The organism is Streptomyces sp. NPDC007095, assembly GCF_040634475.1.
GTDB lineage: Bacteria > Actinomycetota > Actinomycetes > Streptomycetales > Streptomycetaceae > Streptomyces.
On record NZ_JBEYFS010000031.1, the window covers coordinates 40,240 to 67,106 of the forward strand.

General features: G+C 71.2%; 23 protein-coding genes and 1 pseudogene. 10 read left to right on the top strand and 14 right to left on the bottom strand.

Annotated elements, in window-relative coordinates; all coding sequences use genetic code 11:
* Positions 1–8: 8 nt before the first annotated feature.
* The 3 genes and pseudogenes from ABZ656_RS13560 to ABZ656_RS13570 form a co-directional block, all read left to right on the top strand.
* A pseudogene (locus ABZ656_RS13560) lies at positions 9–523 on the top strand (transposase); the annotation flags it as partial.
* A gap of 392 nt (positions 524–915) precedes the next feature.
* Positions 916–3,141, top strand: a complete 2,226-nt coding sequence (locus ABZ656_RS13565) for an acetate--CoA ligase family protein (RefSeq protein ID WP_101404438.1) — start codon at positions 916–918, stop codon at positions 3,139–3,141.
* Between the two features lie 73 nt (positions 3,142–3,214).
* Entirely contained in the window at positions 3,215–4,048 is an 834-nt protein-coding gene (locus ABZ656_RS13570) for an enoyl-CoA hydratase-related protein (RefSeq protein WP_360267557.1), read from the top strand.
* Position 4,049: 1 nt separating this feature from the next.
* Here ABZ656_RS13570 and ABZ656_RS13575 read toward each other — a convergent pair whose 3' ends face one another.
* Complete coding sequence (locus ABZ656_RS13575) at positions 4,050–4,181, bottom strand: hypothetical protein (protein ID WP_360267560.1); 132 nt, start codon at positions 4,179–4,181, stop codon at positions 4,050–4,052.
* 104 nt (positions 4,182–4,285) lie between these two features.
* Between ABZ656_RS13575 and ABZ656_RS13580 the strand changes: the two genes are divergently transcribed.
* Positions 4,286–4,903 carry a flavin reductase family protein gene (locus tag ABZ656_RS13580; RefSeq protein WP_101404435.1) on the top strand — a complete coding sequence of 206 codons (618 nt, stop codon included), beginning with the start codon at positions 4,286–4,288 and terminating at the stop codon, positions 4,901–4,903.
* Between the two features lie 202 nt (positions 4,904–5,105).
* On the opposite strand, the gene ABZ656_RS13585 is transcribed toward ABZ656_RS13580, so the two are convergent.
* Positions 5,106–6,485, bottom strand: coding sequence for an MFS transporter (locus tag ABZ656_RS13585; protein ID WP_360267563.1), 1,380 nt, complete (start codon positions 6,483–6,485; stop codon positions 5,106–5,108).
* Between the two features lie 71 nt (positions 6,486–6,556).
* Here ABZ656_RS13585 and ABZ656_RS13590 point away from each other — a divergent pair, with 71 nt between their 5' ends.
* Positions 6,557–7,555: a helix-turn-helix domain-containing protein gene (locus ABZ656_RS13590; RefSeq protein WP_101404433.1), complete on the top strand. Its 999-nt coding sequence runs from the start codon at positions 6,557–6,559 to the stop codon at positions 7,553–7,555.
* Positions 7,556–8,025: 470 nt separating this feature from the next.
* Here ABZ656_RS13590 and ABZ656_RS13595 read toward each other — a convergent pair whose 3' ends face one another.
* Genes ABZ656_RS13595 through ABZ656_RS13605 form a run of 3 tightly spaced genes read right to left on the bottom strand, consistent with a single transcriptional unit; the run spans position 8,026 to position 11,186 of the window.
* Positions 8,026–9,075: a Zn-dependent alcohol dehydrogenase gene (locus ABZ656_RS13595; RefSeq protein ID WP_360267566.1), complete on the bottom strand. Its 1,050-nt coding sequence runs from the start codon at positions 9,073–9,075 to the stop codon at positions 8,026–8,028.
* A gap of 10 nt (positions 9,076–9,085) precedes the next feature.
* Complete coding sequence (locus ABZ656_RS13600; RefSeq protein WP_360267569.1) at positions 9,086–10,231, bottom strand: acyl-CoA dehydrogenase family protein; 1,146 nt, start codon at positions 10,229–10,231, stop codon at positions 9,086–9,088.
* A 40-nt stretch (positions 10,232–10,271) separates the two neighbouring features.
* Positions 10,272–11,186, bottom strand: a complete 915-nt coding sequence (locus tag ABZ656_RS13605) for an SDR family oxidoreductase (protein ID WP_360267572.1) — start codon at positions 11,184–11,186, stop codon at positions 10,272–10,274.
* A gap of 99 nt (positions 11,187–11,285) precedes the next feature.
* On the opposite strand from ABZ656_RS13605, the gene ABZ656_RS13610 reads away from it, so the two are divergent.
* Positions 11,286–12,212, top strand: a complete 927-nt coding sequence (locus ABZ656_RS13610; RefSeq protein WP_360267575.1) for a cyclase family protein — start codon at positions 11,286–11,288, stop codon at positions 12,210–12,212.
* Between the two features lie 510 nt (positions 12,213–12,722).
* Here ABZ656_RS13610 and ABZ656_RS13615 read toward each other — a convergent pair.
* The 4 genes from ABZ656_RS13615 to ABZ656_RS13630 form a co-directional block, all read right to left on the bottom strand.
* Positions 12,723–13,205 (bottom strand): ATP-binding protein, encoded by a 483-nt coding sequence (locus ABZ656_RS13615; protein ID WP_360267578.1) that lies wholly within the window; start codon positions 13,203–13,205, stop codon positions 12,723–12,725.
* Between the two features lie 398 nt (positions 13,206–13,603).
* Complete coding sequence (locus ABZ656_RS13620; RefSeq protein ID WP_360267581.1) at positions 13,604–14,611, bottom strand: acyl-CoA dehydrogenase family protein; 1,008 nt, start codon at positions 14,609–14,611, stop codon at positions 13,604–13,606.
* Between the two features lie 9 nt (positions 14,612–14,620).
* Positions 14,621–15,775 (bottom strand): acyl-CoA dehydrogenase, encoded by a 1,155-nt coding sequence (locus tag ABZ656_RS13625; protein ID WP_101404426.1) that lies wholly within the window; start codon positions 15,773–15,775, stop codon positions 14,621–14,623.
* Positions 15,776–15,782: 7 nt separating this feature from the next.
* On the bottom strand, positions 15,783–16,976 hold the full coding sequence (locus tag ABZ656_RS13630) for an amidohydrolase family protein (protein ID WP_101404425.1): 1,194 nt from the start codon (positions 16,974–16,976) through the stop codon (positions 15,783–15,785).
* Between the two features lie 160 nt (positions 16,977–17,136).
* Here ABZ656_RS13630 and ABZ656_RS13635 point away from each other — a divergent pair, with 160 nt between their 5' ends.
* Positions 17,137–18,642, top strand: coding sequence for an AMP-binding protein (locus ABZ656_RS13635; protein ID WP_360267586.1), 1,506 nt, complete (start codon positions 17,137–17,139; stop codon positions 18,640–18,642).
* 45 nt (positions 18,643–18,687) lie between these two features.
* On the opposite strand, the gene ABZ656_RS13640 is transcribed toward ABZ656_RS13635, so the two are convergent.
* Both ABZ656_RS13640 and ABZ656_RS13645 read right to left on the bottom strand, forming a co-directional pair.
* A complete protein-coding gene (locus ABZ656_RS13640) occupies positions 18,688–19,200 on the bottom strand; it encodes an EF-hand domain-containing protein (protein ID WP_101404423.1) in 513 nt (170 codons plus the stop codon).
* 155 nt (positions 19,201–19,355) lie between these two features.
* Entirely contained in the window at positions 19,356–19,739 is a 384-nt protein-coding gene (locus tag ABZ656_RS13645) for an STAS domain-containing protein (protein ID WP_360267589.1), read from the bottom strand.
* A 394-nt stretch (positions 19,740–20,133) separates the two neighbouring features.
* On the opposite strand from ABZ656_RS13645, the gene ABZ656_RS13650 reads away from it, so the two are divergent.
* Both ABZ656_RS13650 and ABZ656_RS13655 read left to right on the top strand, forming a co-directional pair.
* A complete protein-coding gene (locus tag ABZ656_RS13650) occupies positions 20,134–20,715 on the top strand; it encodes a sigma-70 family RNA polymerase sigma factor (protein WP_360267592.1) in 582 nt (193 codons plus the stop codon).
* The gene (locus tag ABZ656_RS13655; RefSeq protein WP_360267595.1) at positions 20,712–22,127 is read left to right on the top strand and encodes a maleylpyruvate isomerase N-terminal domain-containing protein; all 1,416 of its coding nucleotides are present in this window, start codon (positions 20,712–20,714) and stop codon (positions 22,125–22,127) included. Before ABZ656_RS13650 ends, ABZ656_RS13655 begins: the two co-directional genes overlap by 4 nt.
* A 146-nt stretch (positions 22,128–22,273) precedes the next feature.
* Here ABZ656_RS13655 and purU read toward each other — a convergent pair whose 3' ends face one another.
* Entirely contained in the window at positions 22,274–23,155 is an 882-nt protein-coding gene (gene purU, locus ABZ656_RS13660) for a formyltetrahydrofolate deformylase (RefSeq protein ID WP_054235638.1), read from the bottom strand.
* A gap of 268 nt (positions 23,156–23,423) precedes the next feature.
* A complete protein-coding gene (locus ABZ656_RS13665) occupies positions 23,424–23,870 on the bottom strand; it encodes a hypothetical protein (RefSeq protein WP_101404420.1) in 447 nt (148 codons plus the stop codon).
* A 171-nt stretch (positions 23,871–24,041) separates the two neighbouring features.
* Here ABZ656_RS13665 and ABZ656_RS13670 point away from each other — a divergent pair, with 171 nt between their 5' ends.
* Positions 24,042–25,370, top strand: a complete 1,329-nt coding sequence (locus tag ABZ656_RS13670) for an ABC transporter substrate-binding protein (RefSeq protein WP_360267600.1) — start codon at positions 24,042–24,044, stop codon at positions 25,368–25,370.
* Positions 25,371–25,409: 39 nt separating this feature from the next.
* On the opposite strand, the gene ABZ656_RS13675 is transcribed toward ABZ656_RS13670, so the two are convergent.
* Positions 25,410–26,867: hypothetical protein (locus tag ABZ656_RS13675; RefSeq protein WP_360267603.1), on the bottom strand; the 1,458-nt coding region annotated here is incomplete at its 5' end.

Here is a 26,867-nt window from a genome sequence, read left to right on the forward strand (position 1 = left end):
TACTGAGAGAGCGCACGGTGTCCATCTGGACCACCAGCGGCCGGGTCAAGAACGTGGCGTTCACCGCCTCACCCGAGCAACTGGCCACGCCGGCGCTGTACCGCAAGGGTGAGTCGGACCTGCTGGAGCGGGACGGCATGTGGTTCCTCGACGCCACGTGCGAGGTTCCTGAAGCGCCGCTCAACACCGGTCCGGTGGACTTCCTCGGCGTCGACCTGGGGCTCGTGAACATCGCCACCACCTCGGACGGCGAGATCATGGCCGGGCGCGAGCTGAACCGCACCCGCCTGCGCGAGCGCGGCCTGCGCACCAAACTGCAGAAGAAGAACACCCCGTCCGCCAAACGGCGCCTGAAGAAACGGCGGCGCAAGGAGGCGCGGCGGGCACGGGACATCAACCACAAGATCGCAAAGCATGTGGTGACCGAGGCTGGGGGTACCTCCCACGCCCTTTACGCAGTGGGGGGAGCACCGGTCGCGGAATCGCCCTGGAAGACCTGGTCGGCCCCCGATCACGGGCACGTCCGGCACGCTGCACACCACGGTCGTGCCGCTCGGCGCGCAGTGGTCCGGACTGGGCGACGAGTCCGACCGCAAACGTCGTACAGGCTCCGAGCCGCAGCGCGCGGCGGAGGGAGACAGGTCTCCTGGCATCCCCAAGGGTGAGAAGAAGGGGGAGGAGTGGTCTTGATCGACTGAGGCAACCGGCGTGAGACGACAGCGCCAAGTCATGGACGATCAAAGGGAGTTGGAGATTGTGCGGCACTCCCGCAGGTTCCGGCCCCGCATGCGGCGGGTACGAACCAGATCCCCGCAGCCCAGCCTTTTGCTTGCACGACGGTTCCTGACGCGGCGTCAGTTAAGTAATCTGACAGTGCGTCAGTTAATTGGCTGTCACACAGGAGCGGGCGGACCGATGCTTGGATCAACCCACGGCACCCTCACCACCGACTCCCGACGGGCCCGCGTCATCGCCTGCGGCGAGCAGCCCTCACCCGTCGTGCACGGCCGCCCGGCCGACGTCGACGACCTGGACGTCAGCGGCCGTCCGCTGTACGCCGACGTACCCGATCTGGACCGCTTCTTCCGCCCCGAGTCCGTGGCCGTCGTCGGCGCCTCGGACGCCGAGGGCCGGCCGAACACCGGCATCACCCGGCAGCTGATCGCCTGGGCCGAGCGGGTCGGCGCCCGACTGCACCCCGTGCACCCCACCCGTCGGTCCGTCTTCGGCATCCCCTGCTCCCCCTCCCTGGCCGGCCTGCCCGAGCAGGTCGATCTGGCCGTGCTCCTCGTCGGCGATCCGCTCCCCGTGATCGGGGAACTGGCCGAGGCCAAGGTGAAGTTCGCCGTCGCCTTCGCCTCCGGGTTCGCCGAGACCGGGGCCGAGGGCGCCGCCGCACAGGCCCACCTCGCCGCCGCCGTCCGCCGCTCCGGCCTCCGGCTCCTGGGGCCCAACACCAACCTCAACGCCTTCGAGAAGTTCCGCGACGATCTCGACGGTCCCGCCATCGCCCTCATCACCCAGTCCGGACACCAGGGCCGGCCGGTGTTCGCGATGCAGGAGCTGGGCGTACGGCTCTCCCACTGGGCTCCCACCGGCAACGAGGCCGACCTCGAGACCGCCGACTTCATCTCCTACTTCTCCGAGCAGCCGGAGATCGGCGCGATCGCCTGCTACGTCGAGGGGCTCAAGGACGGCCGCTCCTTTCTGCTCGCCGCCGACCGCGCCGCCCGCCGCGGAGTTCCCGTCGTCGCCGTCAAGGTCGGCCGCACCGAGGCCGGCGCCCGCACCGCCGCCTCACACACCGGCAAGCTGACCGGCGCCGACACGGTGGTGGACGCGGCGATGCGGCAGTACGGCGTGATCCGCGTCGACGGGCTCGACGAACTCCAGGACACCGCCGCCCTGTTGGCCCGCGCCCGCGCCCCACGGGCCGAGGGTGTCGTGGTCTATTCGATCTCGGGCGGCACGGGGGCGCACTTCGCCGACCTGGCGACGGCGGCGGGGCTGCCGCTGCCGGGTCTCTCCGCCGCCAAACAGACCGAGCTGCACCAGTGGATACCCGAGTACCTGAGCGTGACCAATCCCGTCGACAACGGCGGGCATCCGGTCGGCGACTGGCGCGGGCGGAAGATCATCGACGCGATCCTCGCCGACCCCGAGGTCGGCGTACTGATCTGTCCGATCACCGGGCCCTTTCCTCCCATGAGCGACAAGCTCGCGCAGGACCTGGTGGACGCGGCGGAACAGACGGACAAGCTGGTGTGCGTGGTGTGGGGCTCGCCGGTCGGCACCGAGGCCGCGTACCGCGAGACGCTGCTCGGCTCGTCGAAGGTCGCCACCTTCCGGACCTTCGCCAACTGCATCACGGCCGTGCGCGCCTACCTGGACCATCACCGGTTCGTCGCCGCCTACCGCTCCCCCTTCGACGAGGCTCCCCGCACCCCTTCGCCGTCCTTGCGCAAGTCGCAGGCGCTGATGCGGCCGGGGCAGCAGCTGAGCGAGCACGCGGCGAAGCAGCTGCTGCGCGCCTACGGGATCCGGGTGCCGCGCGAGCAGTTGGTGACCAGCGCGGCGGCGGCCGTGCGCGCGGCGAGTCTCGTCGGCTACCCCGTGGTCATGAAGGCGTCCGGCGCCCAGATCGCCCACAAGACCGAACTGGGCCTGGTGAAGATCGGACTGACCTCCGCCAGCCAGGTCAGGGACGCCTACCGCGAGCTCACCGACATCGCGCGCTACGAGGGGATCTCGCTCGACGGGGTGCTGGTGTGCCAGATGGTCGAGCGGGGCGTGGAAATGGTCGTGGGCGTCACGCACGACCGGCTCTTCGGGCCGACCGTGACCGTCGGGCTGGGTGGTGTGCTCGTCGAGGTGCTGCGGGACGCGGCCGTCCGCGTGCCGCCGTTCGGCGAGGACCAGGCGCGGGGCATGCTCGGCGAGCTGCGCGGGCGGGCCCTTCTGGAGGGCGTGCGCGGGGGCCCGCCGGTGGATGTGGACGCGCTGGTCGAGGTCGTCATGCGCGTACAGCGGATGGCTCTGGAACTCGGGGACGACATCGCCGAGCTCGACATCAACCCTCTGATGGTGCTGCCCAGGGGCCAGGGAGCGGTCGCCTTGGACGCGCTGGTCGTCTGCCGCTGACCCCCAGCGCCCCAGCCCCCGCGCCATCGCCCGCCCCCGCCGCACCGCCCCCCGTAAAAACCGGAGCACCCCCATGACATCCTCCCCCGAGAAATCCGCCGAGAAATCTGCCGATCCCGTCGACTCATTGATACTGCACGCCACTGACAATCACGTCTCGTGGATCACCCTCAACCGCCCCGAAACCCTCAACGCCATCACCCCTGACCAGCGCGAACGCCTCATCCAGCACCTCTCCCACGCCTCCTCCGACCCGGACGTACGGGCCGTCGTGATCACGGCTACCGGACGTGGTTTCTGCGCGGGCGCGGACCTGCGTGGGGGGCCGCCGACCGGGGAGCGGGCGGCCGGTGACGTGGCCCGCACGATCCGGCTCGGCGCTCAGCGCCTGATCGGCGCGGTCCTCGACTGCGAGAAACCCGTGATCGCGGCGGTCAACGGCACCGCGGCCGGCCTCGGCGCCCACCTCGCCCTCGCCTGCGACCTCGTACTCGCCGCCGATTCCGCCAAGTTCATCGAGGTGTTCGTGCGCCGCGGCCTGGTCCCCGACGGCGGCGGCGCGTATCTGCTGCCCCGTCTCGTCGGACCCCAGCGCGCCAAGGAACTGATGTTCTTCGGCGACGCGCTGACGGCGGCGGGCGCGGCGCGGCTCGGGCTCGTCAACAGAGTCGTACCGCCGGACGATCTGGAGAAGACCGCCCGCGACTGGGCCGAGCGCCTGGCCACCGGCCCGACCCGCGCCCTCGCCCTCACCAAACAGCTGGTCAACGCCTCCCTCGACACCGACCGCAGCACCGCCTTCGCCGCCGAAGCCGCCGCCCAGGAGATCAACATGACCACGACGGACGCGACGGAGGGCGTGACAAGCTTCGTAGAACGCCGAACCCCGCACTACCGGGGCCGCTGAGTCAGTCCCGCCTCAGCCTGCGCAGATCCCCCGAGCCGGGATCGCCGAACAGGACGTAGAGCTCGGGCTCGTCGGCGTCCGCCCACTTCAGCCCCGTGCGCCCCGGCTTGTGCGCCGTGTCCGCCCACCCCATGGTCGCGAAGATACGCGCAGGTTGGACCGGGAGTTCCCGCCGGGTTCCGTACCGGCTCCCACCCCTTCCTATCTGACACATCGTCAGCTTCAATGGGTGGTGTGATGGGACACGCAGGGATGGCGGCAGCCGCCGTCCGTTACCTCAGGTCGGCCGGGGCTTCCACCGTCGCGGGGCGCGTCGAGGCGCTGCCCCGGCCGGAGTTGCGCGCGGTGGGGGACGATGAGCGGGCGCCGGTCGATCAGGCCGCGTTCCGGCGGGTGTTGGGGAACTTCGCGACGGGTGTCACCGTCATCACCGCGCCGGGCGTCGAGGGCGAGGCAGGCGGCGGAGGCCCGGCCGGGTTCGCCTGTCAGTCGTTCGCGTCGCTCTCGCTCGACCCTCCCCTGGTCTGCTTCATGGTGGGGCGTACGTCGGCGACCTGGCCGCGGATCGCCCGCGCGGGCGTGTTCTGTGTGAACGTACTGGGGGCGCACCAGGGTGAGTTGTGCCGTGGGTTCGCGGTGAGCGGGGCGGACAAGTTCGCCGGGGTCGTGTACGACGCGGCGCCCGTTTCCGGTTCGCCGCGTCTCGCGGGCGCCGCGGCCTGGGTCGACTGCACCATCCACGCGGTGCACACCGGCGGGGACCATCTGATCGTGGTGGGACGGGTGGACGCGCTCGGCGCGAGCGCCGGTGACGACGCCGCGCCGCTGCTGTTCCACAAGGGGCGGTTCCTCTAGTGCCGCAACAGGCAACGTTCGCCCCGTCGCGACGCCCGGCACGCACTCTCGCCGCACGGGCCGAAAGCCCAAGTACGTCCAGTACGAGGACTTCTGGCCGGCACGCCGAGAGCACGCACCGGACACCGCTCCTTGACGGGCAAACGTTGCCTGCCGCGGCACTAGCTCGGTGGCAGGCCGCCCGGCCGGAGTGCCGGAGTCGTCAGGCGATCGCCGGTACCGCGGGTGTGCCCGTCGCGGGGCGCCGTCGGATCACCAGTGCCATCAGGGCCGCCGCCGCGCACAGCGCGCCCGAGGCGTACCAGACCATGTCGTACGAGCCGAACGTGTCCCGTGCCACACCGCCGAGGAAGGCGACGAGGGCGGCGCCGACCTGGTGGGAGGCGAGGACCCAGCCGAAGACGATGGCGCTGTCCTCGCCGTACTGCTCGCGGCACAGGGCCAGCGTGGGCGGGACGGTGGCGACCCAGTCGAGGCCGTAGAAGACGATGAAGAAGATCATCGGAGGGTGCACGGACGAGGCGAGAAGCATCGGGAGGAAGAGGAGTGAGATGCCGCGCAGCGCGTAATAGACGGCGAGCAGCCTGCGCGGTTCGAAGCGGTCGGTGAACCAGCCGGAGGCGACCGTTCCGACCACGTCGAAGACCCCGATGACCGCGAGCAGCGAGGCCGCCGCCGTGATGGGCATCCCGTGGTCGTGGGCCGCGGGCACGAAGTGCGTCTGGACCAGGCCGTTCGTCGAGGCACCGCAGATCGCGAAGGTGCCGGCCAGCAGCCAGAACGGTCCTGTGCGGACCGCGGAGAGCAGGACCGTCACCGCGCGCCGGGCGGCGCCCTGCACGGGCGCGGGCTTCGCTACGAACTCCGCCGACCCGTACGGCTTCACGCCCACGTCCGCCGGGTGGTCCCGCAGCAGCAGCCATACGAAGGGGACGACCGCGAGCGCCGCGAGGGCCACCGTCACCGCGGCCGGGCGCCAGTCGTGCTCGGTGACGATCCAGGAGAGGAGCGGCAGGAAGATCAGCTGGCCGGACGCCGAGGCCGCCGTCAGGATGCCCGTGACCAGGCCCTTGCGCGCCGTGAACCAGCGGTTGGTGACCGTCGCCGCGAAGGCCAGCGCCATGGAGCCGGACCCCAGGCCGACCAGCAGGCCCCAGCAGAGCAGCAGCTGCCAGGCGGCCGTCATCCACACGGTCAGACCGGAACCGAGCGCGATCACCATCAGGGCGACCGCCACCACCCGCCGGATGCCGAAGCGGTCCATCAGCGCCGCCGCGAACGGCGCCGTCAGCCCGTACAGCGCGAGGTTGATGGACACCGCCGCGCCGATCGTGCCGCGCGACCAGTGAAACTCCTGGTGCAGCGGGTCGATCAGCAGACCCGGCAGCGAGCGGAAGGCCGCCGCACCGATGATCGTCACGAAGGTGACGGCTGCGACGAACCAGGCGCGATGGATGCGGACGCGGGGGGTGGAGGAGCCGGTCGGCTCGACGGAGTCGGTGGAGTCGGTCGGCTCGGTGGGGCGGGGGTCCTCCGCGGCTGCGGCGCCCCCTGGGGAGGCGGCTTCGGTTGTCTGGGTCACGACATAGAGCTTCGGGCCTGCCGTTCTCACGAACGAGTGGCCCGAAGGACAGCATTCGCTAGGATCGGGCCATGGCCTCTCACGGTACGCGCCCTCGCCACCGCGTCGTCGTCCTCGCCCTCGACGGGCTGCTGCCCTTCGAGCTCGGTATCCCGCAGCGCATCTTCGGCAAGGCACGCGACGCGGACGGGCGCCCGCTGTACGAGACCGTCACCTGCTCGGTCCGGCCGCCCGGCCCCGTCGAGACGGACGCCGACTTCGCCGTCCTCGTCGCGAACGGCCCCGAAGCCCTCGCCACCGCCGACACCGTCGTCGTCCCCGCCTCCTACGAACTCGGCCCCGTCCACGAGGAAGGCATCCTCACCCCCGAACTGGCCGCCGCCCTCACCCACATCCGCCCCGGCACCCGGCTCGTCTCCATCTGCACCGGCGGCTACGTCCTCGCCGCCGCGGGCTACCTCGACGGCCGCCCGGCCACCACCCACTGGATGCACGCCGAGCACTTCCAGCGGCTCTTCCCGAAGATCAAGGTCGACGCCGAAGTGCTCTTCGTCGACGACGGCGACGTCCTCACCTCCGCCGGCGTCGCCGCGGGAATCGACCTGTGCCTCCACCTCGTACGCCGTGACCACGGCACCGCCGTCGCCAACGACGTGGCCCGCCGCACCGTCGTACCCCCGCACCGCGACGGCGGGCAGGCGCAGTACATCCAGCGGCCGGTGCCGGAGCCGCAGGCGGCCACCACGACCGCCGCCCGCGCCTGGGCCCTGGCCCGCCTCGACGAGCCGATCCAGCTGCGCGACATGGCCGAGCAGGAAGCCATGTCCGTACGCACCTTCACGCGCCGCTTCCGCGAGGAGGTCGGCGTCAGCCCCGGGCATTGGCTGACCCAGCAGCGCATCGAACGGGCCCGGCACCTGCTGGAGACCAGCGACCTGTCCATCGACCAGGTCGCGCGGGACGCCGGCTTCGGCACGGCCCAGTCGATGCGGCAACACCTACAGGCCGTGCTCGGGGTCACTCCCACCACGTATCGCCGAACCTTCCGGGCCCTCGGGGCCGTGCGTTGAGCGCGGGACGGGGGCGGCGGGGGCGGGGCCTGCGGTCCTCGACCGACCGCGCTCGCCCAGTGCGCCCACCAACGTGAGCAGCAGGGTGAGGCCGACGCCGGCCAGGATCGCGGTCGAGGGCGCGACGAAGGGAAGGAGGGCGCCCTCGCCCCCGCCGCCCCTACTCGTCCCATCCCAGGGGCTCCGCCCCGCACCCCGCCGGGGGCTGCCGCCCCCTGGGACCCCCGCATCGCCCGAAGGGCTCGTCCTCAAACGCCGGACGGGCTGGAGGGCGCGGACCGGGGTGGGTGGGGGGACCAGGTGAGTGGGGGGGGACCAGGTGGGTGGTGGGGACCAGGTGGGTGGGGAATCGGCCCTCGGCCTTGTCCTCAAGCGCCGGACAGGCTGAAAGATGCGCGCCGGCGCTCTTGAGGGGCGCGGGGAACCGCGCGCCCAGCCCCCACCCACCCACCCGCAGACGAATGAACCGCCTAGAACGTCAGCACCGCCCGCGCCACCCTCCCCTCCTCCGCATCCTGCGCCGCCTTGTCGAAGTCCTCCACCGGGTAGGTCCGGGTGACCAGTTCGTCCAGGAGGAGGCGGCCCTCTCGGTACAGGTCGGCGTACAGGGCGATGTCACGCTGGGGGCGGGAGGACCCGTATCGGCAGCCCAGGATGGACTTGTCCAGGTACATGGACGAGACGACGAAGGACGCCTCGGCCGTGGCCGGAGGTACGCCGAGGAGGACCGCCTGGCCGTGGCGGTCCAGCAGGTCGATGGCCTGGCGGATGAGTTCGACGCGGCCGACACACTCGAAGGCGTGGTCGGCACCCGTGGGAAGGATGTCCTTCACGGCCTCCGTCGACGTCAGGAAGTGCGTGGCGCCGAAGCGCCGGGCCACGCCCTCCTTCGCCGGATTGGCGTCGACCGCGACGATCTTCAGGGCGCCCGCGATCCGCGCGCCCTGGAGAACGTTGAGTCCAATGCCGCCGGTGCCGATGACGAGGACGGTGTCCCCCCGGTCCACCCTCGCGCGGTTGAGGACCGCGCCCACTCCGGTCAGGACTCCGCATCCGATCAGCGCGGCGGACGGGAGGGGGATGTCCTTGGGGATGCGGACGACCTGGACGGCCTTCACCACCGTCCGTTCCGCGAACGCGGAGTTGGACGCGAACTGGTACAGCGGACGCCCGCCCCGCGCGAACGGCTGCCGCGGCATCCCGATCGCCTTGCGGCACATCGTCGGCCGTCCCCGGTCGCACTCCGCGCACGCCCCGCAGTTGGCGAGCGTGGAGAGCGCGACATGGTCGCCGGGGCGGACATGGCCGACGCCCGCGCCCACCGCCTCGACGACCCCCGCGCCCTCATGTCCCAGGACCACGGGGACGGGGAAGGGGATCGTCCCGTCCACCACCGACAGGTCACTGTGGCAGAGGCCGGCCGCGGAGATCGCGACCTGCACCTCGCCGGGCCCCGGATCCCGTATCTCCAGGTCGTCCACGACCTGCGTCCGCTCGCCGTCGAAGATCACGCCTCGCATCGCGACTCCCTCAGCCCTTGGGTTCCCTCGGCAGGCCGAGCACGCGCTCGGCGATGATCGTGCGCTGGATCTCGTCCGAGCCGCCGTAGATGGTGTCGGCCCGGCTGAACAGGAACAGGTGCTGGGAGGAGTCGAGTTCGTACGGTGCCGAGGCCGACCAGTCCTCGGGGCCGGTCGCGGCCTCCGCGCCCCGCACCCGTACCGCCAGTTCGCCGAGCCGCTGGTGCCAGCGGCCCCACAGCAGCTTGGCGACGCTGGGCGCGCCCGCGTCGCCCGAACCGCCCAGCGTCCGCAGCGCGTTCCAGCGCATCGTGCGCAGCTCCGCCCACTGGCGTACGAGTCGGTCCCGGATCACCGGGTCGGCCGCCGCGCCCGTGGCGACGGCCGTCTCGATCACCCGCCCCAACTCCTCCGCGAAGCCGATCTGCTGGGCCAGCGTCGAGACCCCTCGTTCGAAACCGAGGAGACTCATGGCCACCTGCCAGCCGTTGCCCGCACCGCCGACGACGTGTTCGGCGCGGGCCATCGCCCCGTCGAAGAAGACCTCGTTGAACTCGCTCGTGCCGGTGAGCTGGCGGATCGGGCGGACCTCGACGCGGCCCGGCTGGTCCATCGGGACGAGAAGGAAGGACAGGCCGTGGTGGCGGGCCGACCCCGGTTCCGTACGGGCGAGGACGAAGCACCAGTCCGCCTCGTGGGCCAGCGAGGTCCAGATCTTCTGGCCGGTGATGCGGTACGTGTCGCCGTCCCGTGCCGCGGCCGTACGGATCCCCGCCAGGTCCGAGCCCGCGCCCGGCTCGCTGTATCCCTGGCACCAGAGTTCCTCGCCGCGGGCGACAGGGGGCAGGAAGCGGGCCTTCTGTTCCGGGGTCCCGTGGGCGATGAGGGTGGGGGCGAGAAGCTTCTCGCCGATATGGCCGGAGCGGGCCGGGGCCCTGGAACGGGCGTACTCCTCGGCCCAGACGACCTGTTGGGTCAGGCTCGCCCGCCGGTTGCCGTATCCGTCCTCCGCCCAGCCGAGGCCGATCCAGCCGCCCCGGCCCAGTTCCCTCTCCCAGTCCTGCCGGACGACCGCCTCTGCGGCCGGATGGGCCGTCAGCCAGTCGCGTGCCGTGCGCCGGAAGGCCTCGTCCTCGGCGTCGAATCCGAACTCCATGTGTCCCCCTCACCCACGGGCCCAACAGAACAACGGCACCTCACGCGTTCGGCCGCGCCTTTTGCGCGGCCGCCCGCGCCATCGCCTCCACCTGTTCCAGCAGGGGCATGGGGTCCACGCCCACGGTCCCCGGCAGGAAGTCCGCGATCCGCTCGGGAGTCCAGGGGCCGCCGTCCGCGTATCCGGCGCGCAGCTCCCGCGGCTGTGCCCACACCGCGATCTTCGGGCCGGCGATCGTGTAGACCTGCCCGGTGATGCGTTCCTCGCGGGCACGGTCGGAGAGGAGGTAGACCACCAGCGCGGCCACGTCCTCCGGTTCACCGATCTCCTTCAGCTCCATGGGGACATTGGCCGACATGCGGGTACGGGCGACCGGTGCCACCGCGTTCGCCGTCACCCCGTACTTGTGCAGGCCCAGTGCCGCGCTGCGGACCAGCGAGATGATCCCGCCCTTCGCCGCGCTGTAGTTGGCCTGCGCGACCGAGCCCTGGTGGTTGCCGCTGGTGAAGCCGATCAGCGTGCCCGCGCCCTGTTTGCGCATGACCGCCGACGCCGCCCGGAAGAGCGTGAACGTGCCCTTCAGATGGGTGGCGACGACGGGGTCCCACTCCTCCTCGGACATGTTGAAGAGCATCCGTTCACGCAGGATGCCGGCCACGCACACCACTCCGTCGATGCGCCCGTACGAGGTCAGCGCCACGTCGACGACCCGCTGGCCGCCGGCCATCGTGGAGATGTCGTCGGCCACCGCGACCGCTTCCCCGCCCGCCGCCTCGATCTCCTTGACCACGGCGTCGGCGATCGAACTCGTCGGCTCGGCGCCCTCGATGGACACCCCGTAGTCGTTGACGACGACCCGTGCACCCTCGGCCGCCGCGGCGAGCGCGACGGCGCGGCCGATCCCGCGGCCCGCCCCCGTCACGGCGACGACCTTTCCTGCCAAGAAGTTCCCCACGTCCGGCCCCTTCCCGCAGTTTCTGACGGTCCGTTAGATTCGGTCTCCTCGGATTCTACGACCCGTCAGACACCCGGAGACAAGCCCCGCGGAGGACTCATGTCACTTCCGGTCGAGTTCCACGACATCGCCAAGCGCGTGAACAACTGGGGGCGTTGGGGCGCCGACGACGAGATCGGGACCCTGAACCTGATCACCGACGAGGTGGTACGAGAGGCCGTCGCCTGCGTCCGCACGGGCCGACGTGTTCCGCTCGCGCTCCCTCTCCAGCAGGACGGGGTGCAGACCGGGATGATCCCCGGGCGGATCAATCCGCTGCACGTCATGGTGCAGGTCAACCAGGAGATCTTCGGTCCTGGAACGGTCGCGTGCAGCGACGACGCCGTGACTCTGGGGCTCCAGGCGGCGACCCACTGGGACGCGCTCACCCATGTCTCGCACTCCGGGAAGCTCTACAACGGCCGCCCGGCCGGCACGATCACCCCGCACGGCGGCGCCGAGTTCAGCGGCATCGACAAGCCCCGGCACCTCGTCTCGCGAGGCGTCCTGCTCGACATCCCGCGCGCGCGGGGCGTCGACCGCCTCGACGGCGGGCACGCCGTGACCCCCGAAGACCTCGACGCGGCGGAGGAGTTGGCGGGCACGCGGGTGCGGCCCGGGGACATCGCGCTCGTACGGACCGGACAGATCCAGGTCTACCTGGCCGGCGACAAGCACGCGTACGGGTATCCGTCGCCCGGGCTGTCGATCCGCACACCGGAGTGGTTCCACGCGCGCGATGTCGCGGCCGTCGCGAACGACACTCTCACTTTTGAGATCTTCCCTCCCGAAATCGAGGACCTGTGGCTGCCCGTACACGCGCTCGACCTGGTCGAGATGGGGATGCTGCAGGGCCAGAACTGGAATCTCGAAGAGTTGTCCACAGCCTGTGGACAAGAGAATCGCTACGCCTTCCTGCTGTCCGCGATGCCGGAACCCTTCGTGGGCGGCACGGGCACCCCCGTGGCACCGGTGGCCATCCTCTGAGATGAGCCCCTGGAGCCCCCGGGGAAAGGCCGGCCGGCGGCCGTGGAAAGGGGCGGCCGGCCCCCGGGGAAAGGCCGGCCGGCGGCCGTGGAAAGGGGCGGCCGGCGGCCTGGTAAAGGGTCGGCCGGGGAATGGGTCGGCTGGCGGCGCGCCACTGCGCGCCCCGAGCACGGCATCGCGCGCCGCCAGTCGGTTCCGGCGTACCCGCCCTGCTCCCTCTGGCCCTGCGGGAGCCGACGCCGAATCACGACCCGCACTCGCCGAGGGTTCCCGTCACCGAAACCCTCGCCGTCCCCTCGCGGCGAATCGCTGAACACAAGCGTGATCAAACGGACACGCCACGTCAACACCTGTTCGGGGAATTATCACTTACGCGCCCTTTGCGACGGCGCGCACGGAAGCACATCCCGGCGCACTCGGCCCCGACCCGGGCCGTGGAAACGGAACACGTGCACAAATGCACGAACCGTGCTCCCGCACCAGAGGTACGGGAGCGGGTGCGGACGCGGACTAGACCGCCTCGTACGCCTCGTACGCGAAGCCCTCATAGGAGGAAGCCGCGTACGCGACCCCCGCCCGGGCGCCCTGCGTACAGCGGTCGACCTCGCACCAGATGCTCTTGCCGGCACCCTCGGGGTTCCAGCCCCAGCGGTCCGCCAGACCGTCGACCAACTCCAGGCCGCGGCCGTTGGTCTCGTCACCCTCGGCGTGCCGGGGCACCGGGGGGCGGGCGCTGGAGTCGGCCACCTCCAGGCGGACGGTCCCGATGGACTCACCGAGGACGCCCGGCAGGGACAGCCGCAGCACGGCCGGACAGCCGGTGTGCACCACGGCGTTGGTGACGAGTTCGGAGACGAGCAGGATCAGCGTCTCGGCGAGCGGCTCATCGGCCTCTATCCCGGACCCGGCGAGCCGCGAACGGGCCCACCTCCGAGCTCGCCCCACCTCCGCGGGGTCGGGCCGGATCTCCAGCTGCACTTGAAGCACCTGCACCGCTCACACCATCCGAACCGGCGGACACATCGCCTCGCGCCTCACCAGGGCCACGATCGTGGCCATGACCTGCATGACCAGAACCAGGATCACGGAACGTGATTCCCTTGAGAGACAGCATGGTTGACGTACAGTCACCCCAACAAGCGCTTCGGGCATATTCCAGCGCGAAGGAGTACGCCTGCGGCATACTGTGCGACGCTCGCCACGGGGAGTCGAACAGGCAGTCGCGGGGGTCCGCACTGCCTTGCGAGCGGCGAGCATCGCCGGATCCGGCGCGGCCTCAGGGGCAACACCGGGATGGCTCGACCTCGGAACCACTCGCATCCCACACAAGGTACCCGAGCCCGCCGCCGACTCCAGGCCGTGACAAGTCACGCGTAGGACACAACCCGATATCAACGCTCCGTAATTCCGGTATGCCACGATCCGCGACATCCATCCCGCCCCTTTCCGGACCGTGCCTGTACAGAGCCCTGTGGGCCCGCTCCGGACACCAGGTCGGCCGCCAATAATTCCTCACTCTCCGTAGCCGATCCCGTACGTCGGGTTCGAGTCCAAGCCCGCTTCAAATACAGATGGACGTCGGACTCCCAGGTGAAGCCCATGCCGCCGTGCACCTGGAGGCAGTCGCGGGCGCCGCGCACGGCGGCCTCGTCGGCGAGCAGCCGGGCCGCCGCGATGTCCACGGGGTCGGCCGTGACGGCGGCGGCGTAGACCGCGGCGCGCGCCAGTTCCACCCGCACCAGCATCTGGGCGCACAGGTGCTTGACCGCCTGGAAGGCCCCGATCGGCTGCCCGAACTGCTCGCGGGTCCGGGCGTGTTGCACGGCCGTGTCGCAGGCGCGGGCGGCGGTGCCGAGTTGTTCGGCCGCCGTGAAGAGCGAAGTGAGGGGAGCCGTGGGGAGTGCGCCGGTGGAACCCACGGGGCGTACGTCCGGGGGCTCGGCAACGCCGGATACGGGTACCCGGTGCAGCGGCGTCAGTGGGTCCACCGGCCGCAGCGGCTCGGCGCCGCTCGCGTCCCCGCGTACGACGTCCGCCTCGGCCAGCCACACCACCAGGCCGCCGCCGTCGACGGCCGTCACCACGGTCTCCCCGGTGGCGGCCCCATCCACCACGCCCGCCGCGAGATGCGTGGCGATCAGCGGGCCGGGCAGCAGCACCCGCCCCGCCTCCTCGAAGGCGAGCACCGCCTCCGGGAGGCCGAGCCCGACGCCGCCGTCCGCCTCGGGCAGGCGCAGCGCGAAGAACCCCGCCTCGCCGAGCTCACGCCACAGGGCCCGGTCGAGCCTCGGCCCCTCGTCCACGGCGACGCGCAGCCGTTCCCGGCCGAACCGCGCCGCGAGCAGCTCGCGCACGCCCGTCTTCAAGGCTCGCTGGTCGTCCGTGAGTTGGAAGTCCACGGGAGGTACTCACCGTCCCTTCGGCAGGCCCAGGATCCGCTCGGCCACGATGTTGTGCTGGATCTGCGAGGTGCCGGCCGCGATGGTGTACGACAGGGAGCCGAGCCGGTCGAGGGTCCACTCTCGGCCCAGGTCCAGCGCCTCGGGCCCGAGAACCTCGGCGGCGGCGTCGTACAACTCCTGCCGCGCGTGCGAGTACCTCAGTTTGAAAACCGAGCCGCCTACTCCCGGCACTCCCCCGTTCCTCTGTGCCTCGCTCACGTTCCACTGCGTGAGCCGCCACAGCGCGCGGAACTCGGCGTTGAGCCCGCCCAGCCGCCGCCGGAGTGCCGGATCGTCCCAGCGGCCGTTCTTCCGGGCCTCGCGCGCGACCTCCCCCAGCACCCGTCGGCAGGCCACGACCTCGCCCACGAAGGCGGTACCGCGCTCGTACGACAGGGTCACCATGGTCACGCGCCAACCGTCGTTCTCGGCGCCGACCCGGTGTGAGACGGGCACCCGCACCTCGTCGAGGAAGACCTCCGCGAACTCGGTCGAACCCGCGAGGGTGCGCAGTGGCCGGACGGTGATCCCGGGCGCGTCCATGGGCATCGCGAGCCACGAGATCCCTCGGTGCTTCGGGGCCGCCGGGTCGGTCCTGACCAGCAGCTCGCACCAGTCGGCGACCTCGGCGTGGGAGGTCCAGATCTTGGACCCGCTCACTACGTAGTCGTCGCCGTCCCGCCACGCGCGTGTGCGCAGTGCCGCGAGGTCCGAGCCGGCGTCCGGTTCGCTGAACCCCTGGCACCAGACCTCCTCGCCACGCAGCACCGGCGGCAGCCAGCGCGCCCGCTGCGCGGGGGTCCCTTCGGAGGCGATGGTCGGCCCGGCGTGCAGCAGCCCGACGAAATTGGCCCCTACGTATGGGGCGCCCGCCTGTTCCGTCTCCTCCAGGTAGATGAGGTGCTGGGTCGGCGTGGCACCCCGGCCCCCGGCGTCGACGGGCCAGTGCAGCCCCGCGTACCCGGCGTCGTACAGCATCCGCTGCCACCCGAGGTCGTACGCCCGCCGGCCGGGCCAGTCGTCCGGGGACGGTTTCGGGGGCAGCGCCGGGAGCACCCCGGCGAGCCACTCCCGCAGCCGGGCGCGGAACTCCTCCTCCTCGGGGGTGTACGTGAGATCCATGGGCCCGCTACTTGTCGAGGTCCAGGCCGAGCATGCGGATGGCGTTGCCGCGCATCAGCTTGTGGACGGTCTCGTCGTCGAGGCCCTTCACATGGTCGAGGGCGACCTCCTTGGTGTGCGGGAAGGTCGAGTCGACGTGCGGGTAGTCGGTCTCGAAGGTCGCGTTGTCCCGTCCCACGACGTCCAGCGAGGCGACGCCGTGCTTGTCGCGGAAGAAGCAGCAGAAGATCTGCCGGTAGTAGTACGTCGAGGGCGGCTCCGGGATGAGGTCCCGGACGCCACCCCAGGCGCGGTGCTCCTGCCAGACGTCGTCGGCGCGCTCCAGGGCGTACGGGATCCAGCCCATCTGCCCCTCGGAGTAGGCGAGTTTGAGACGCGGGAACTTCACCAGCACCCCGCTGAACAGGAAGTCCATCATCGAGGCCATCGCGTTGTTGAAGGACAGCGAGGCCTGTACGGCGGGCGGCGCGTCCGGGGACGCGGCGGGCATCTGCGACGAGGAACCGATGTGCATGTTCACGACCGTCCCCGTCTCCTGGCAGACCGCGAAGAACGGGTCCCAGTAGCCGGAGTGGATGGAGGGCAGGCCGAGATGGGTGGGGATCTCGGAGAACGTCACCGCCTTCACTCCGCGCGCGGCGTTGCGCCGGATCTCCGCGACCGCCAGTTCGATGTCCCACAGCGGGATGAGGCACAGCGGGATCAGCCGGCCGCCGCTGTCGCCGCACCACTCCTCGACCATCCAGTCGTTGTACGCGCGCACGCAGGCCAGGGCCACTTCCTTGTCGTGCGCCTCGGCGAAGGTCTGCCCGCAGAAGCGGGGGAAGGTCGGGAAGCAGAGGCTTCCCTCGACGTGGTTGAGGTCCATGTCCTTGAGCCGCTCGGCGGGGTCCCAGCAGCCGCGCCGCATCTCCTCGCGCGTGATGCCCTCCAGGGTCATCTCGTCGCGGTCGAAGCCGACGGCGGCGATGTTGCGCTTGTACGGGAACTTGAGGTCCTCGTAGATCCACCAGTCGGTGGGCGGCCCGTCCGGGTCCATGGTGATCTGGTACTTGCCGCCGACGTAGGCGAGTTCACCGATTCCGGCCGTGAGGGGCTTGGGTCCCCGGTCCTGGTACTTCTTCGGCAGCCAGGTCTCGAAGAGGTGCGCGGGCTCGATCACATGGTCGTCGACGCTGATGATGCGGGGCAGTTCGGTCATGGTTCCCCTCCGCCTGGCGTGCATATCTGATGGGCCGTCAGATTCCCATTTCCCCAGCAGGCTAGTCCCGCACCCCTGGACCGACAAGGCGCCGAGCCCTACGCTCTGCCCACGATCTGACTGTCCGTCAGTTGCATCACAGTCACAGGGGGCCACCGCCGTGAACGACACCGCCCACGCACTGAGCGCATCCCGCACCCTCTGGGAACTGGTCGCGCGCCGGGCCGACCTCACCCCCGACCGTCCGGTCCTCCTCCAGGGCGACCGCACCCTGAGCTTCGGCGAGTTGCGCGACCGCGCCGAGCGGGTGGCGGCGGGCCTGTACGACATGGGCGTACGCCCCGGCACGGTGGTCGCCTGGCAACTGCCCACCCGTGTCGAGACCGCTCTGCTGTCCTTCGCCCTGGCCCGCCTCGGCGCCGTACAGTCCCCGGTGATCCCCTTCTACCGCGACCGCGAGGTCGGCTTCGCGCTGCGGGAGTCCAAGGCCGAGTACTTCGCCGTACCGGGCGAGTGGCGCGGGTTCGACCACACGGCGATGGCGCGGCGGCTCGGTGCGAAGGGTGTCTTCGAGGCGTACGACGTGCTGCCGGACGGCGATCCCGCCGTGCTGCCCGCGCCACCCGCCGAGGGCACCTCGGTCCGCTGGATCTACTGGACCTCAGGGACGACGTCCGACCCCAAGGGGGTCCTCCACACGGACCGTTCGCTGATCGCGGGCGGGTCGTGCCTCGCCCACGCGCTGCGGCTGTCGGCCGCCGACGTGGGCTCGATGGCCTTCCCGTACGCGCACATCGCCGGGCCCGACTACACGGTGATGCTGCTGCTGTACGGCTTCCCCGCGGTGATGTTCGAGCACTTCGCGCTGCCGGAGGCGCTGGCGGAGTACCGGCGGCACGGGGTGACGGTGGCGGGCGGTTCGACGGCGTTCTACTCGATGTTCCTCGCCGAGCAGCGCAAGCGGCCGTCCGAGCCGGTCATCCCCACGCTACGGCTGCTGGCGGGCGGGGGCGCGCCGAAGCCGCCCGAGGTGTACCACTCCGTCGTACGGGAGATGGGCGTGCAGCTCACCCACGGGTACGGGATGACCGAGGTCCCGATGATCACGATGGGGGCGCCGGACGACACGGCCGAGAATCTCGCGACGACGGAGGGCAGGCCGTCGGCGGGCATGGAGATACGGATCGTGGACGGCGGGGTACGGCTGCGCGGGGAAGCCGTCTGTCAGGGCTATCTGGACCCGGCGCAGACCGCCGAGGCCTTCGACGAGGACGGGTTCCTGATCACCGGTGACGTGGGCCGTCTGACGGAGAGCGGGCACCTCGTCCTCACCGGGCGCCTGAAGGACGTCATCATCCGCAAGGGCGAGAACATCTCCGCGAAGGAGATCGAGGACCTGCTGCACCGGCACCCGGCCGTCGGCGACGTCGCGGTGATCGGCCTCCCGGACGCCGACCGCGGTGAGCGGGTCTGCGCCGTGGTCGAACAGCCTCCGGGCGCCGCCGAACTGACGCTCGCCGTCGTGGTCTCGTACCTGCGCGGGGAAGGACTCTCCGTCCACAAACTCCCCGAGCAGTTGGAGGTGGTGGACGCCCTCCCCCGCAACGAAACACTCCGGAAGGTGCTCAAGTACAAGCTGAGGGAGTGGTTTTCGGGGGAGGGGTGAGGGTGGGGACCGGACGGCCAGTGGGAGTACGGGTGCCGTAGGGGTCTACTCCGGAACTGTGAAGTAGCGGGCGAACGAGGTGACGACCTCCGTTTCACCGATCCGGCCGTCGGCGTCCGTGTCGAGCGTGGCGGCCGCCACGGCGGCGACGCCGTCGGGCACGCCCAGGGCCCTGAGTACGCGGACGGCCTCCTCGACCGTGGCCACGCCGTCCCCGTCCGTGTCCGCGACGGCGAGGGCCGCGTGCAGGAAGGGACGGGCGATCTCCCCGAAGCGGTCGGGGTTGTCCCGCAGCCGCTTCACGGCGCCGTTCACGAACTCTGCCCGGGTGATGCGCTGATCGCCGTCACGATCCGCTATCCCCGCCATGCCCTGCCAGAACGCCTCCGCGCCGACGTACAGGGCCTGGCCCTTGTCCGACCGTGCCGGCGTACCGAACTCGGCGAGAACCGCCTTCGTCGCGGCGTTGAAGTCCTCCCGGTCGATGTAGCCGTTGCCGTCCTGGTCGAAGCCGGCGAAGCGGGCGGCAATCCTGCGCTCGTACTCGGTGCTGACCATGGTCTTCTCGGACCGCCTTACAACTCAGCCGGAATCTCAGCCGGACTGCGGTTTCATCTGGCACGGAGCGTACGACGCCCGGGCAACCCGGGGTGCGGGAAAACGGCGGTTGTGCCAAGACCGAGGGAATTCCCGGACAACTGTGTGGCGCGGGTTCACGCCGACAGCGGACTCGACTCCTCGTCGACGGCCGAGACGACGTCCGGATAGACGTCGAAGAGGCGGCGCACTCCGAGGGCCCCGAGAACGCGGTTGACGTGGGAGACGTCCGCCGCGCCCTGCGCCGGCAGGATCAGCCGCAGACGCCCCTGGCAGGAGCGGACCAGACGGCGGGTCGCGATGAGGACGCCGACGCCGCTGGAGTCGCAGAAGAGGACCTCGGAGAGGTCGAGGACCAGACTGTGACGACCCTCCGCCACCGCTTCGTGCACCCGCCGGCGCAGCACCGGAGACGTCACGAGATCCATCTCGCCCGACACCCGGAGCACGGCCCACTCGCCCCACTCGCCCCACTCGTCGTCGGTCACCTTGAGCGTCACCGCAACGCCTCCCGCTCGCCTCGCCCGCCGAAAACGGAAGCACTTCTTACGCTTCCTGTCAGCGCGGCTGCCCCACCGTCGTTCCATGAAACACCGGTACGCGATCCATGAAACGTCGGTCTACGGTCGAAAATGCTGGATGACCGAGCTGTTTCGGTCGTTCAGTGGTCACGTACGGTCTGATTCGATCGGATCCAAGGGGGGAAGCGATGGGCTTCTACCATCCGGACCCCGTCCAGGGGCGCACATTGACGTAAAGGGGCGTGCGCTGTCGGACGTGCCGACTACATTCGAGACAGCGATGCACACAGGCTGGACGGGGACTCCGGCCGCCGACAGGTACGGACAGGGACGCAGGGACAGGCGCCGGGCAGGAGCAGAGTGAGGGGGCCGCATGGCGACGAAGGACGCACCGCCCCGCTGGGACCGCAAGATGCAGCAGCGGCTCGCACGCGGGGAGGCGGCCGCGCTCGGTGAGCTCTACGACCGGTTCGCCTCGCTCGTGCACGGCCTCGCGCACCGCGTACTCGGCGACGAGCGGGCCGCCGACAACATCACCCGCGAGGTGTTCGCCCACGTCTGGCAGAGCCCCGAGTCGTACAACCCCAAGCAGGGTCCCCTGCGTTCCTGGATCGCCACGCTGACCCACCGGCTCGCCGTGCAGCGGCTGCGCACCACCGAGACCGCCGCGCTCGCCCTGGACGGCGGCGGCACCACCGAGGAGTTGGAACGCAAGGTGCGCAGCGCCTCCGTCGCCGCCCGCGCGGACTACATCGTCACGTCCATGCCGACCCCACTGCGGGCCGCCCTGGAGCTGGCGTACTTCCAGCGCCGCGACTACCGCCAGGCCGCCGCCGACCTCGGCGTCACCGAGGACGAGGCCCGCCGCCGGCTCCGTCTCGGCCTGCAACTGCTGTCCACCGCCCACGACGCCGGGCTCTCCGGCACGCCGCCCGAATACGGAGGTGCGCGGTGAGCGGAGGAACAGACCGGTTCGATCCCTTCGACGAGCCTTTCGACGAGCCTTTCGACAAGCCTCTCGCCGAACACGAGGCGCACGAGGCGAAGGAGGCGAAGGAGCAGGGCGATGAAGGGGACGGCCCTGTCGGAGGCGGAGGTGACGACGGGGACGGTGGCGGCGGTGGGCTCGCCGGTCCCGCCGGTCCCGCAGGGTCGGGGCAGCCGTCGCGCATCCCCATGCCGCGTTCCTCCGTCGAGGACACCGGACTGCCGCTGCCGGAACCCGCGCCGCTCGTTATGGAGCACCGGGTGCTGAAGTCGCTGCTCGGCGCGTGGGCGCTGGCCGCCTGCTCGGCGCAGGAGACGGAGGCGGTCGAGGAGCACCTCGGGGAGTGCGGTTCGTGCGCGGACGAGGCGCTGCGACTGCGCGAGGCGGTCGGGCTGCTGCACCCGCCGGAGAGCCTCGATCTCGACCCGACGCTGCGCACCCGGGTCCTGGAAGGCTGCCTGGACCGGCGTCCGGCGCGTATCCCGGTGCCCGAGTGGGCGGCGCCCTACGACGCGGAGGCCGCGCGGCTCGACGCGCTGTTGCAGGACATAGGAGACGCGGAGTGGCACGCGCCGGTGCGGTTGCGCTGGTTCGAGGGCGACGGGCCCGTGAGCCGGCGCACGACCGTGGCCGGGGTCATCGCGCATCTGCTCTCCGTGGACGGGCTGGTGGGGGTGGCGCTGGGCCTGGAGGACCCGCTCGGCGGAGCGACGACCGGGAAGACCGGGGCGAAGGGGGCTGCGGGCACCCCGACTCCTTCGCAGCGCACCGAGGCGTACTGGCGTGCCTCGCACTTCCCGCCCACCCGGGCCGTGCGCGCGCCCTGGCGGGAGCAGAGCCACCACCTCGTCCGTACGGTGTCGTTCGCGGGCGGAGGCTCCGGGCGGCTCGCCGTGTCGTACGGCGCTTTCGAACTGCCGCTCAGCGACTCGATGCTGGATCGCGCCTTCGAGTGCTGGGTGCACGCGGGGGACATCGCGAACGCCGTGGACTATCCGTACGAGCCGCCCGCGCCGCGTCATCTGCACCGGATGATCGACCTGGCGGCGCGGATGCTGCCCATGTCGCTCGCCGAGCGGCGGCGGGCGGGGCTGTCGGCTCCGGCGCCCCGCCGGCTCGTCGCCGCCGGGGCGCCCGGGCGCAGTCTGCGTCTGGAGATCGAGGGCTCCGGTGGGGGCGAGTGGCTGATCCCGCTCGACTCCCCGGCAAGCGTCGCCTCCGCCGAGCACGAGGTCGCGCATGTCGCTCTGGACGGGGTGGAGTTCTGTCGGTTGGCGGCTGGGCACGTGTCGCCGGAGGAAGCGGCGGCGGGTCAGGTGGGCGACCGCGAGGCCATCAGGGACGTACTCTTCGCCGCCGCGTCCCTGAGCCGCATGTAGGCCGCCCGTTTCCCTCGTCCTCGAACGCCGGACAGGCTGAGTGATGCGGGCCGGGGTGAGGCTTCCAGGAGCGCGGGGCTGTTTTCACTGTGCGGCTCCGCCGCGTGGGCGCGAGCAACCCCCGCCCGCAGCCGAGGAAACCGGCCCTACGCGAACACCACCGTGCGGCGGCCGTTCAGGAGGATCCGGCGCTCGGCGTGCCACTTCACCGCGCGCGCCAGCGCCTGGCACTCCACGTCCCGCCCGATGGCGACCAGCCCGTCGGGCGTCACGTCGTGGCCGACGCGCTCGACCTCCTGCTCGATGATCGGCCCCTCGTCGAGGTCGGCGGTGACGTAGTGCGCCGTCGCGCCGATCAGCTTCACACCGCGCGCATGCGCCTGGTGGTACGGCTTCGCGCCCTTGAAGCTCGGCAGGAAGGAGTGGTGGATGTTGATGATCCGGCCGCTGAGCTGCTTGCACAGGTCGTCCGAGAGCACCTGCATGTAGCGGGCCAGCACGACCAGTTCGACCCCTTCGGAGCGGACCAGTTCGAGCAGCTGCGCCTCGGCCTGCGCCTTCGTGTCCTTCGTCACCGGAATGTGGTGGAAGGGGACGTCGTACGAGGCCACGAGCTCGGCGAAGTCCGTGTGGTTGGAGACCACGGCCGCGATGTCGACGCGCAGCGCGCCGGTCCGCGCGCGGAAGAGCAGGTCGTTCAGACAGTGGCCGAACTTGCTGACCATCAGCACGACCCGCATCTTGTCCTCGGCCCGGTTGAGCTGCCAGTCCATGTGGAAGGAGTCACCGATCGCCGCGAAGCTCGCGCGCAGCTTGTCCACGGTCACCGGCGCCTCGGCCGAGAAGTGGACACGCATGAAGAACAGTCCCGTGTCGTGGTCGCCGAACTGCTGGCTGTCCTCGATGTTGCAGCCGGTCATGAAGAGGTAGCTCGACACGGCGTGCACGATTCCCTGCTTGTCCGGGCAGGAGAGGGTCAGGACATATTGTTCGGCGGGCGCGGCGGCGCGGGTGGACTGATCATTCATGCAGGACAGGGTCCCATACGAGGCACCGCGCCGGACGAACCGTCCCGCCACGCGGACGCACACGGCGTCCGGACGTAGGACCCTCCCAGATGGCCGGACCCTTCAAGGTCCCGGCTCTCGGTCCCGGCCCTCGGGTCCCGGCTCTCGGGTCCCCGCGCTCGGGTCCCGGCCCTCGGGTCCCGGCCCTCGGGTCCCGGCTCTCGGGTCCCCGCGCTCGGGTCCCCGCGCTCGGGTCCCCGCGCTCCAGTCCCGGCCCTCGGAGCGGCCGCTACGCCGACCGCGTCAGGATCCGCAGGATCTCCAGCGTCCGCGGCGGAGTGTCCGGATCCTCGCCGTCGCTCACCGCGAGGCGTACGTGCGCGTCGCGCGCCGCCCGCAGTGCCTCCGGCCACGCCTGGTGGTCGAGGTAGGCGGAGACGGGTGCGTCGGGCCCGACCTGGTGCATGATCCGCAGGACGCGGAGCACGGCGGTGTCGACGAGGGCCGCCTCCTGGGAGTCCCGGAAGATCGTGCCGACGTACTTCTCGGCGGACCAGTTGTCCAGCCAGGTGTCCTCGACCAGGCGGTACACGGCGTCGGTGACGTCTCCGTACCCGTCGATCCCGGCAAGCCAGACATCACGTTGGAAGGTGGGGTCGGAGAGCATGTGCAGCGCGGAACGCACATTGCTGCGCCAGCGCCACCAGGGCATGTCGTTCAGTGGCATGCCGCCCATGGTGGAGGAGCGACGGCCGCGACGGGAAGAGTTCTCCGAACCTTGCACAGTCGACGATCGTACGTTCTCCGTGAAAATGCGATCATCGCCCCCCGCAATTCACCTCTACGTCACCTCACGTTGACTGCCGGTCACACGCGGGTTAGTGATGTGACGGAATCGTGCGTGTCCATGACCGGTAGGCGACGCACGAGCACCACCCCACCCGTCCGCCCCCAGCGGACCGGGACCAGAGTCTCGACGAAGGTCAGGACCAGAGTGCTGTTGGCGGGCGCGGTGGTGGCGTGTGCGTCGATCGCTGTCGGGTGCGGGGCCGTCCCCGGTATCACGGGGGGCTCCGGGGACGACCCCATCACCGTCATGACCTGGGCGCCGCAGGACACCCCCGCGACCAACAAGCCCGGCATGCCCGCCATGGCCGAGGCCTACGCGCGCTGGATCAACGCGAACGGCGGCATCAACGGCCACAAGCTCAAGGTCCTGACCTGCAACGACCACAACGACACCGTGTACGCGGCGAAGTGCGCCCGGCGCGCCGCCGACGAGAACGTGGTCGCGGTCGTCGGTTCCTACAGCCAGCACGGCCGTTCTTTCCTGGCCCCGCTGGAGGCCGCCGGCATCCCGTACATCGGCGGCTACGGCGTCACCGACGACGAGTTCTCGAGCCCGCTCTCCTATCCGATCAACGGCGGCGAGCCCGCCCTGCTGGCCGGTCTCGGGGAGCAGCTCGGCAAGAAGTGCGGTCCGGTGGCGCTCGTGCGGCCCGACACCGTCGCGGGCGACCAGCTCCCGGTGCTGCTCAACGCCGGTCTGAAGGCGGAGGGCCACACGCCCGCCACCGACCAGCGGGCCGCCGAGGACGCGACCGAGTACTCGGAGCAGACGAAGCTCGCGCTCGGCCGCGCGAGCTCGGACCCGCTGAAGCAGGGCTGCGCGGTGCCCGCGCTCGGGGACCGTACGGAGACCTTCATGGACTCGTTCCGGCGCGACCGCCAGGACTATCCGAAGGTGGGTACCGGCACGGTGCTGGGCAGCCTCGACCAGTCCCTGATCGACTCCACCGGCGGCCAGTCGAGCCCGTACGAGGGCGCGCACGTCACCGGTTGGTACCCGGTGGCGAGCGACGCGCGCTGGGACCCGATGCGCAAGGTGATCAAGGAGGAGGCCTTCGGCGACAACCGGATCGACCCCGCGGACGCCGGCGTGCAGACCACCTGGATCGCGTACAACGTGTTCAAGTCGGTCGTCGAGTCGCTCGGCGACGGCAAGGTGACCTCGCTCGCGATCCGGCACGCCCTCGACAACGGCCTCAAGGTGACCACCGGCCGGCTCACCCCGACCCTCAGCTGGCGCTACGAGGACCTGATCGCGGCCGTCGACTTCCCGCGCCTGGTCAACGCCCACGTCACCTTCCAGGTCGTACGCGAGGGTCAGCTGGCCTCGGAGCGCAACGGGTTCATCGACGTGTCCAAGACGCTGGAGAACGCGGACTCGAACTGAGACCAGGGCCCGGTCCGGGCGGTCACTCGGACCGGGCGGTCACAGCTGGGTCGTCGTGCGCCGCGTCAGTCCGTACGTCGAGGCGATCGAGTTCCACAGCCTGGCGGCCTTCGCCTTCTGCGCGCTCGCGGTGCCGCTGGCCTGCGTGGCCGCCGCGGTCTGCCCGGTGGTGCGGGCGTGGCCCTTCTTGCAGCCCTTCTTGCCCTTGACCTGGTCGGCCCAGGCCGCGTAGTGGTTGTCGGCCGACGCGGAGGCCTGCCAGGCGCTGTTCAGCGCGGCGGTCAGCTCGGCGTTGTTCGGGAGCTTGTCGACCGAGAGGCCGGAGAGCCTGGTCACCAGTCCGGACCGCTGCTTGGCCGCGTCGCGCAGGTCACTGGCCGCCTGGTCCAGGTTGTTGCACCCCTTCACGTTCTCCACGGCGTTGATCACCGAGTCGCGGCTGTTGTTGCTGTCCGCGAGGAGCTTGTCCAGCGCGACGGCCTGCGCCTTGGCCGGGTCGGCCGCCGCCGACGAGCCGTCCGTGGCCCCGGCCGTCGCCGACACGTTCTTGCTGCTGTCGTTCTTGCCGCTGTCGCTGCCTCCGCCGCCGCTGAGCATGGCGCCTGCCCCGATACCGAGCACGACGATGCCGATACCGACGGCCGCGATCAGCGGGACGCGCGAGCGGCTCCGTCCACCGCGGCCATCGCCGCCGTCGTCGGCCGCGCCGCGCCGGGTGGCGGCCCGCCCGCCCGGCGCTCCGGGCATCCCCGGGGCCTGCGCGCCATACGGGGCGTGCGGAGTCTGCGGGGCGTGCGGAGTCTGCGGGGCGGGGGCCTCGAACCGCGGCAGCTGCTGCGTGGACGCGGGCCCCTCCGACGCACTCGGCGCGCCGGGCGCACTGCGGAACAGGTTGTCGAACTCCGCGGGCGGCTGCCGGTCCTCCGGCCCGCCCGGACGTATCCCGTACGGCGCCGCGCCCGGCTCCGCGGGCACGGGGGCGATGTACTGCGTGGCCTCGGCGTCGGGGTGCGCGGCCGGGGGCAGCGGTCCCGAAGACACCTCGGGCGGCAGCGCACCCGGGCCCACCGGCGGGATGTACTGCGTGGCCCCCTCGTCGGGCGTGGCGGGGACGGGCGGCAGGAACTGGGTCGCGCCCTCGGGGGCGGCCGCAACCGGCGGGATGTACTGCGTGGCGCCCTCGTCGACGGCGGGCGGCAGCGCCCCGGGAACGGCGGGCGGCAGCGCGGCAGCATGCGCGCCCTGGGGCTGCTGCTGGGGTACGGCACCGCCCTGGTGGCCGCCGTACGCCGGATCCTGTTGGCCGCCGTAGGCGGAAGTCTCCTGACCGCCGTACGACGGCGGCTGCTGGTCCCCGTACGGCCGCTGGTCCCCGTACGACGGCTGCTGGGTGCCCTCGGCCGGCAGCGGGCCGGCGCCGGGTGCCTGCTGGGCCGGGAAGCCCTGCTGCTGGGCCGGGGCGGCGCCCCAGCCCTGCGCCGGTTCCGCGGGCGCGGC

Bases quoted from the DNA above. Each gene is read 5' to 3' on its own strand.
- ABZ656_RS13600 (WP_360267569.1), bottom strand. From the start codon at position 10,231: ATGGAGTTCGGATTCGACGCCGAGGACGAGGCCTTCCGGCGCACGGCA.
- ABZ656_RS13625 (WP_101404426.1), bottom strand. From the start codon at position 15,775: ATGGATCTCACGTACACCCCCGAGGAGGAGGAGTTCCGCGCCCGGCTG.
- ABZ656_RS13610 (WP_360267575.1), top strand. From the start codon at position 11,286: ATGTCACTTCCGGTCGAGTTCCACGACATCGCCAAGCGCGTGAACAAC.
- ABZ656_RS13665 (WP_101404420.1), bottom strand. From the start codon at position 23,870: ATGGGCGGCATGCCACTGAACGACATGCCCTGGTGGCGCTGGCGCAGC.
- ABZ656_RS13565 (WP_101404438.1), top strand. From the start codon at position 916: ATGCTTGGATCAACCCACGGCACCCTCACCACCGACTCCCGACGGGCC.
- ABZ656_RS13580 (WP_101404435.1), top strand. From the start codon at position 4,286: ATGGGACACGCAGGGATGGCGGCAGCCGCCGTCCGTTACCTCAGGTCG.
- ABZ656_RS13640 (WP_101404423.1), bottom strand. From the start codon at position 19,200: ATGGTCAGCACCGAGTACGAGCGCAGGATTGCCGCCCGCTTCGCCGGC.
- ABZ656_RS13595 (WP_360267566.1), bottom strand. From the start codon at position 9,075: ATGCGAGGCGTGATCTTCGACGGCGAGCGGACGCAGGTCGTGGACGAC.
- ABZ656_RS13650 (WP_360267592.1), top strand. From the start codon at position 20,134: ATGGCGACGAAGGACGCACCGCCCCGCTGGGACCGCAAGATGCAGCAG.
- ABZ656_RS13670 (WP_360267600.1), top strand. From the start codon at position 24,042: ATGACCGGTAGGCGACGCACGAGCACCACCCCACCCGTCCGCCCCCAG.
- ABZ656_RS13630 (WP_101404425.1), bottom strand. From the start codon at position 16,976: ATGACCGAACTGCCCCGCATCATCAGCGTCGACGACCATGTGATCGAG.
- purU (WP_054235638.1), bottom strand. From the start codon at position 23,155: ATGAATGATCAGTCCACCCGCGCCGCCGCGCCCGCCGAACAATATGTC.
- ABZ656_RS13570 (WP_360267557.1), top strand. From the start codon at position 3,215: ATGACATCCTCCCCCGAGAAATCCGCCGAGAAATCTGCCGATCCCGTC.
- ABZ656_RS13575 (WP_360267560.1), bottom strand. From the start codon at position 4,181: ATGGGGTGGGCGGACACGGCGCACAAGCCGGGGCGCACGGGGCTGAAG.
- ABZ656_RS13590 (WP_101404433.1), top strand. From the start codon at position 6,557: ATGGCCTCTCACGGTACGCGCCCTCGCCACCGCGTCGTCGTCCTCGCC.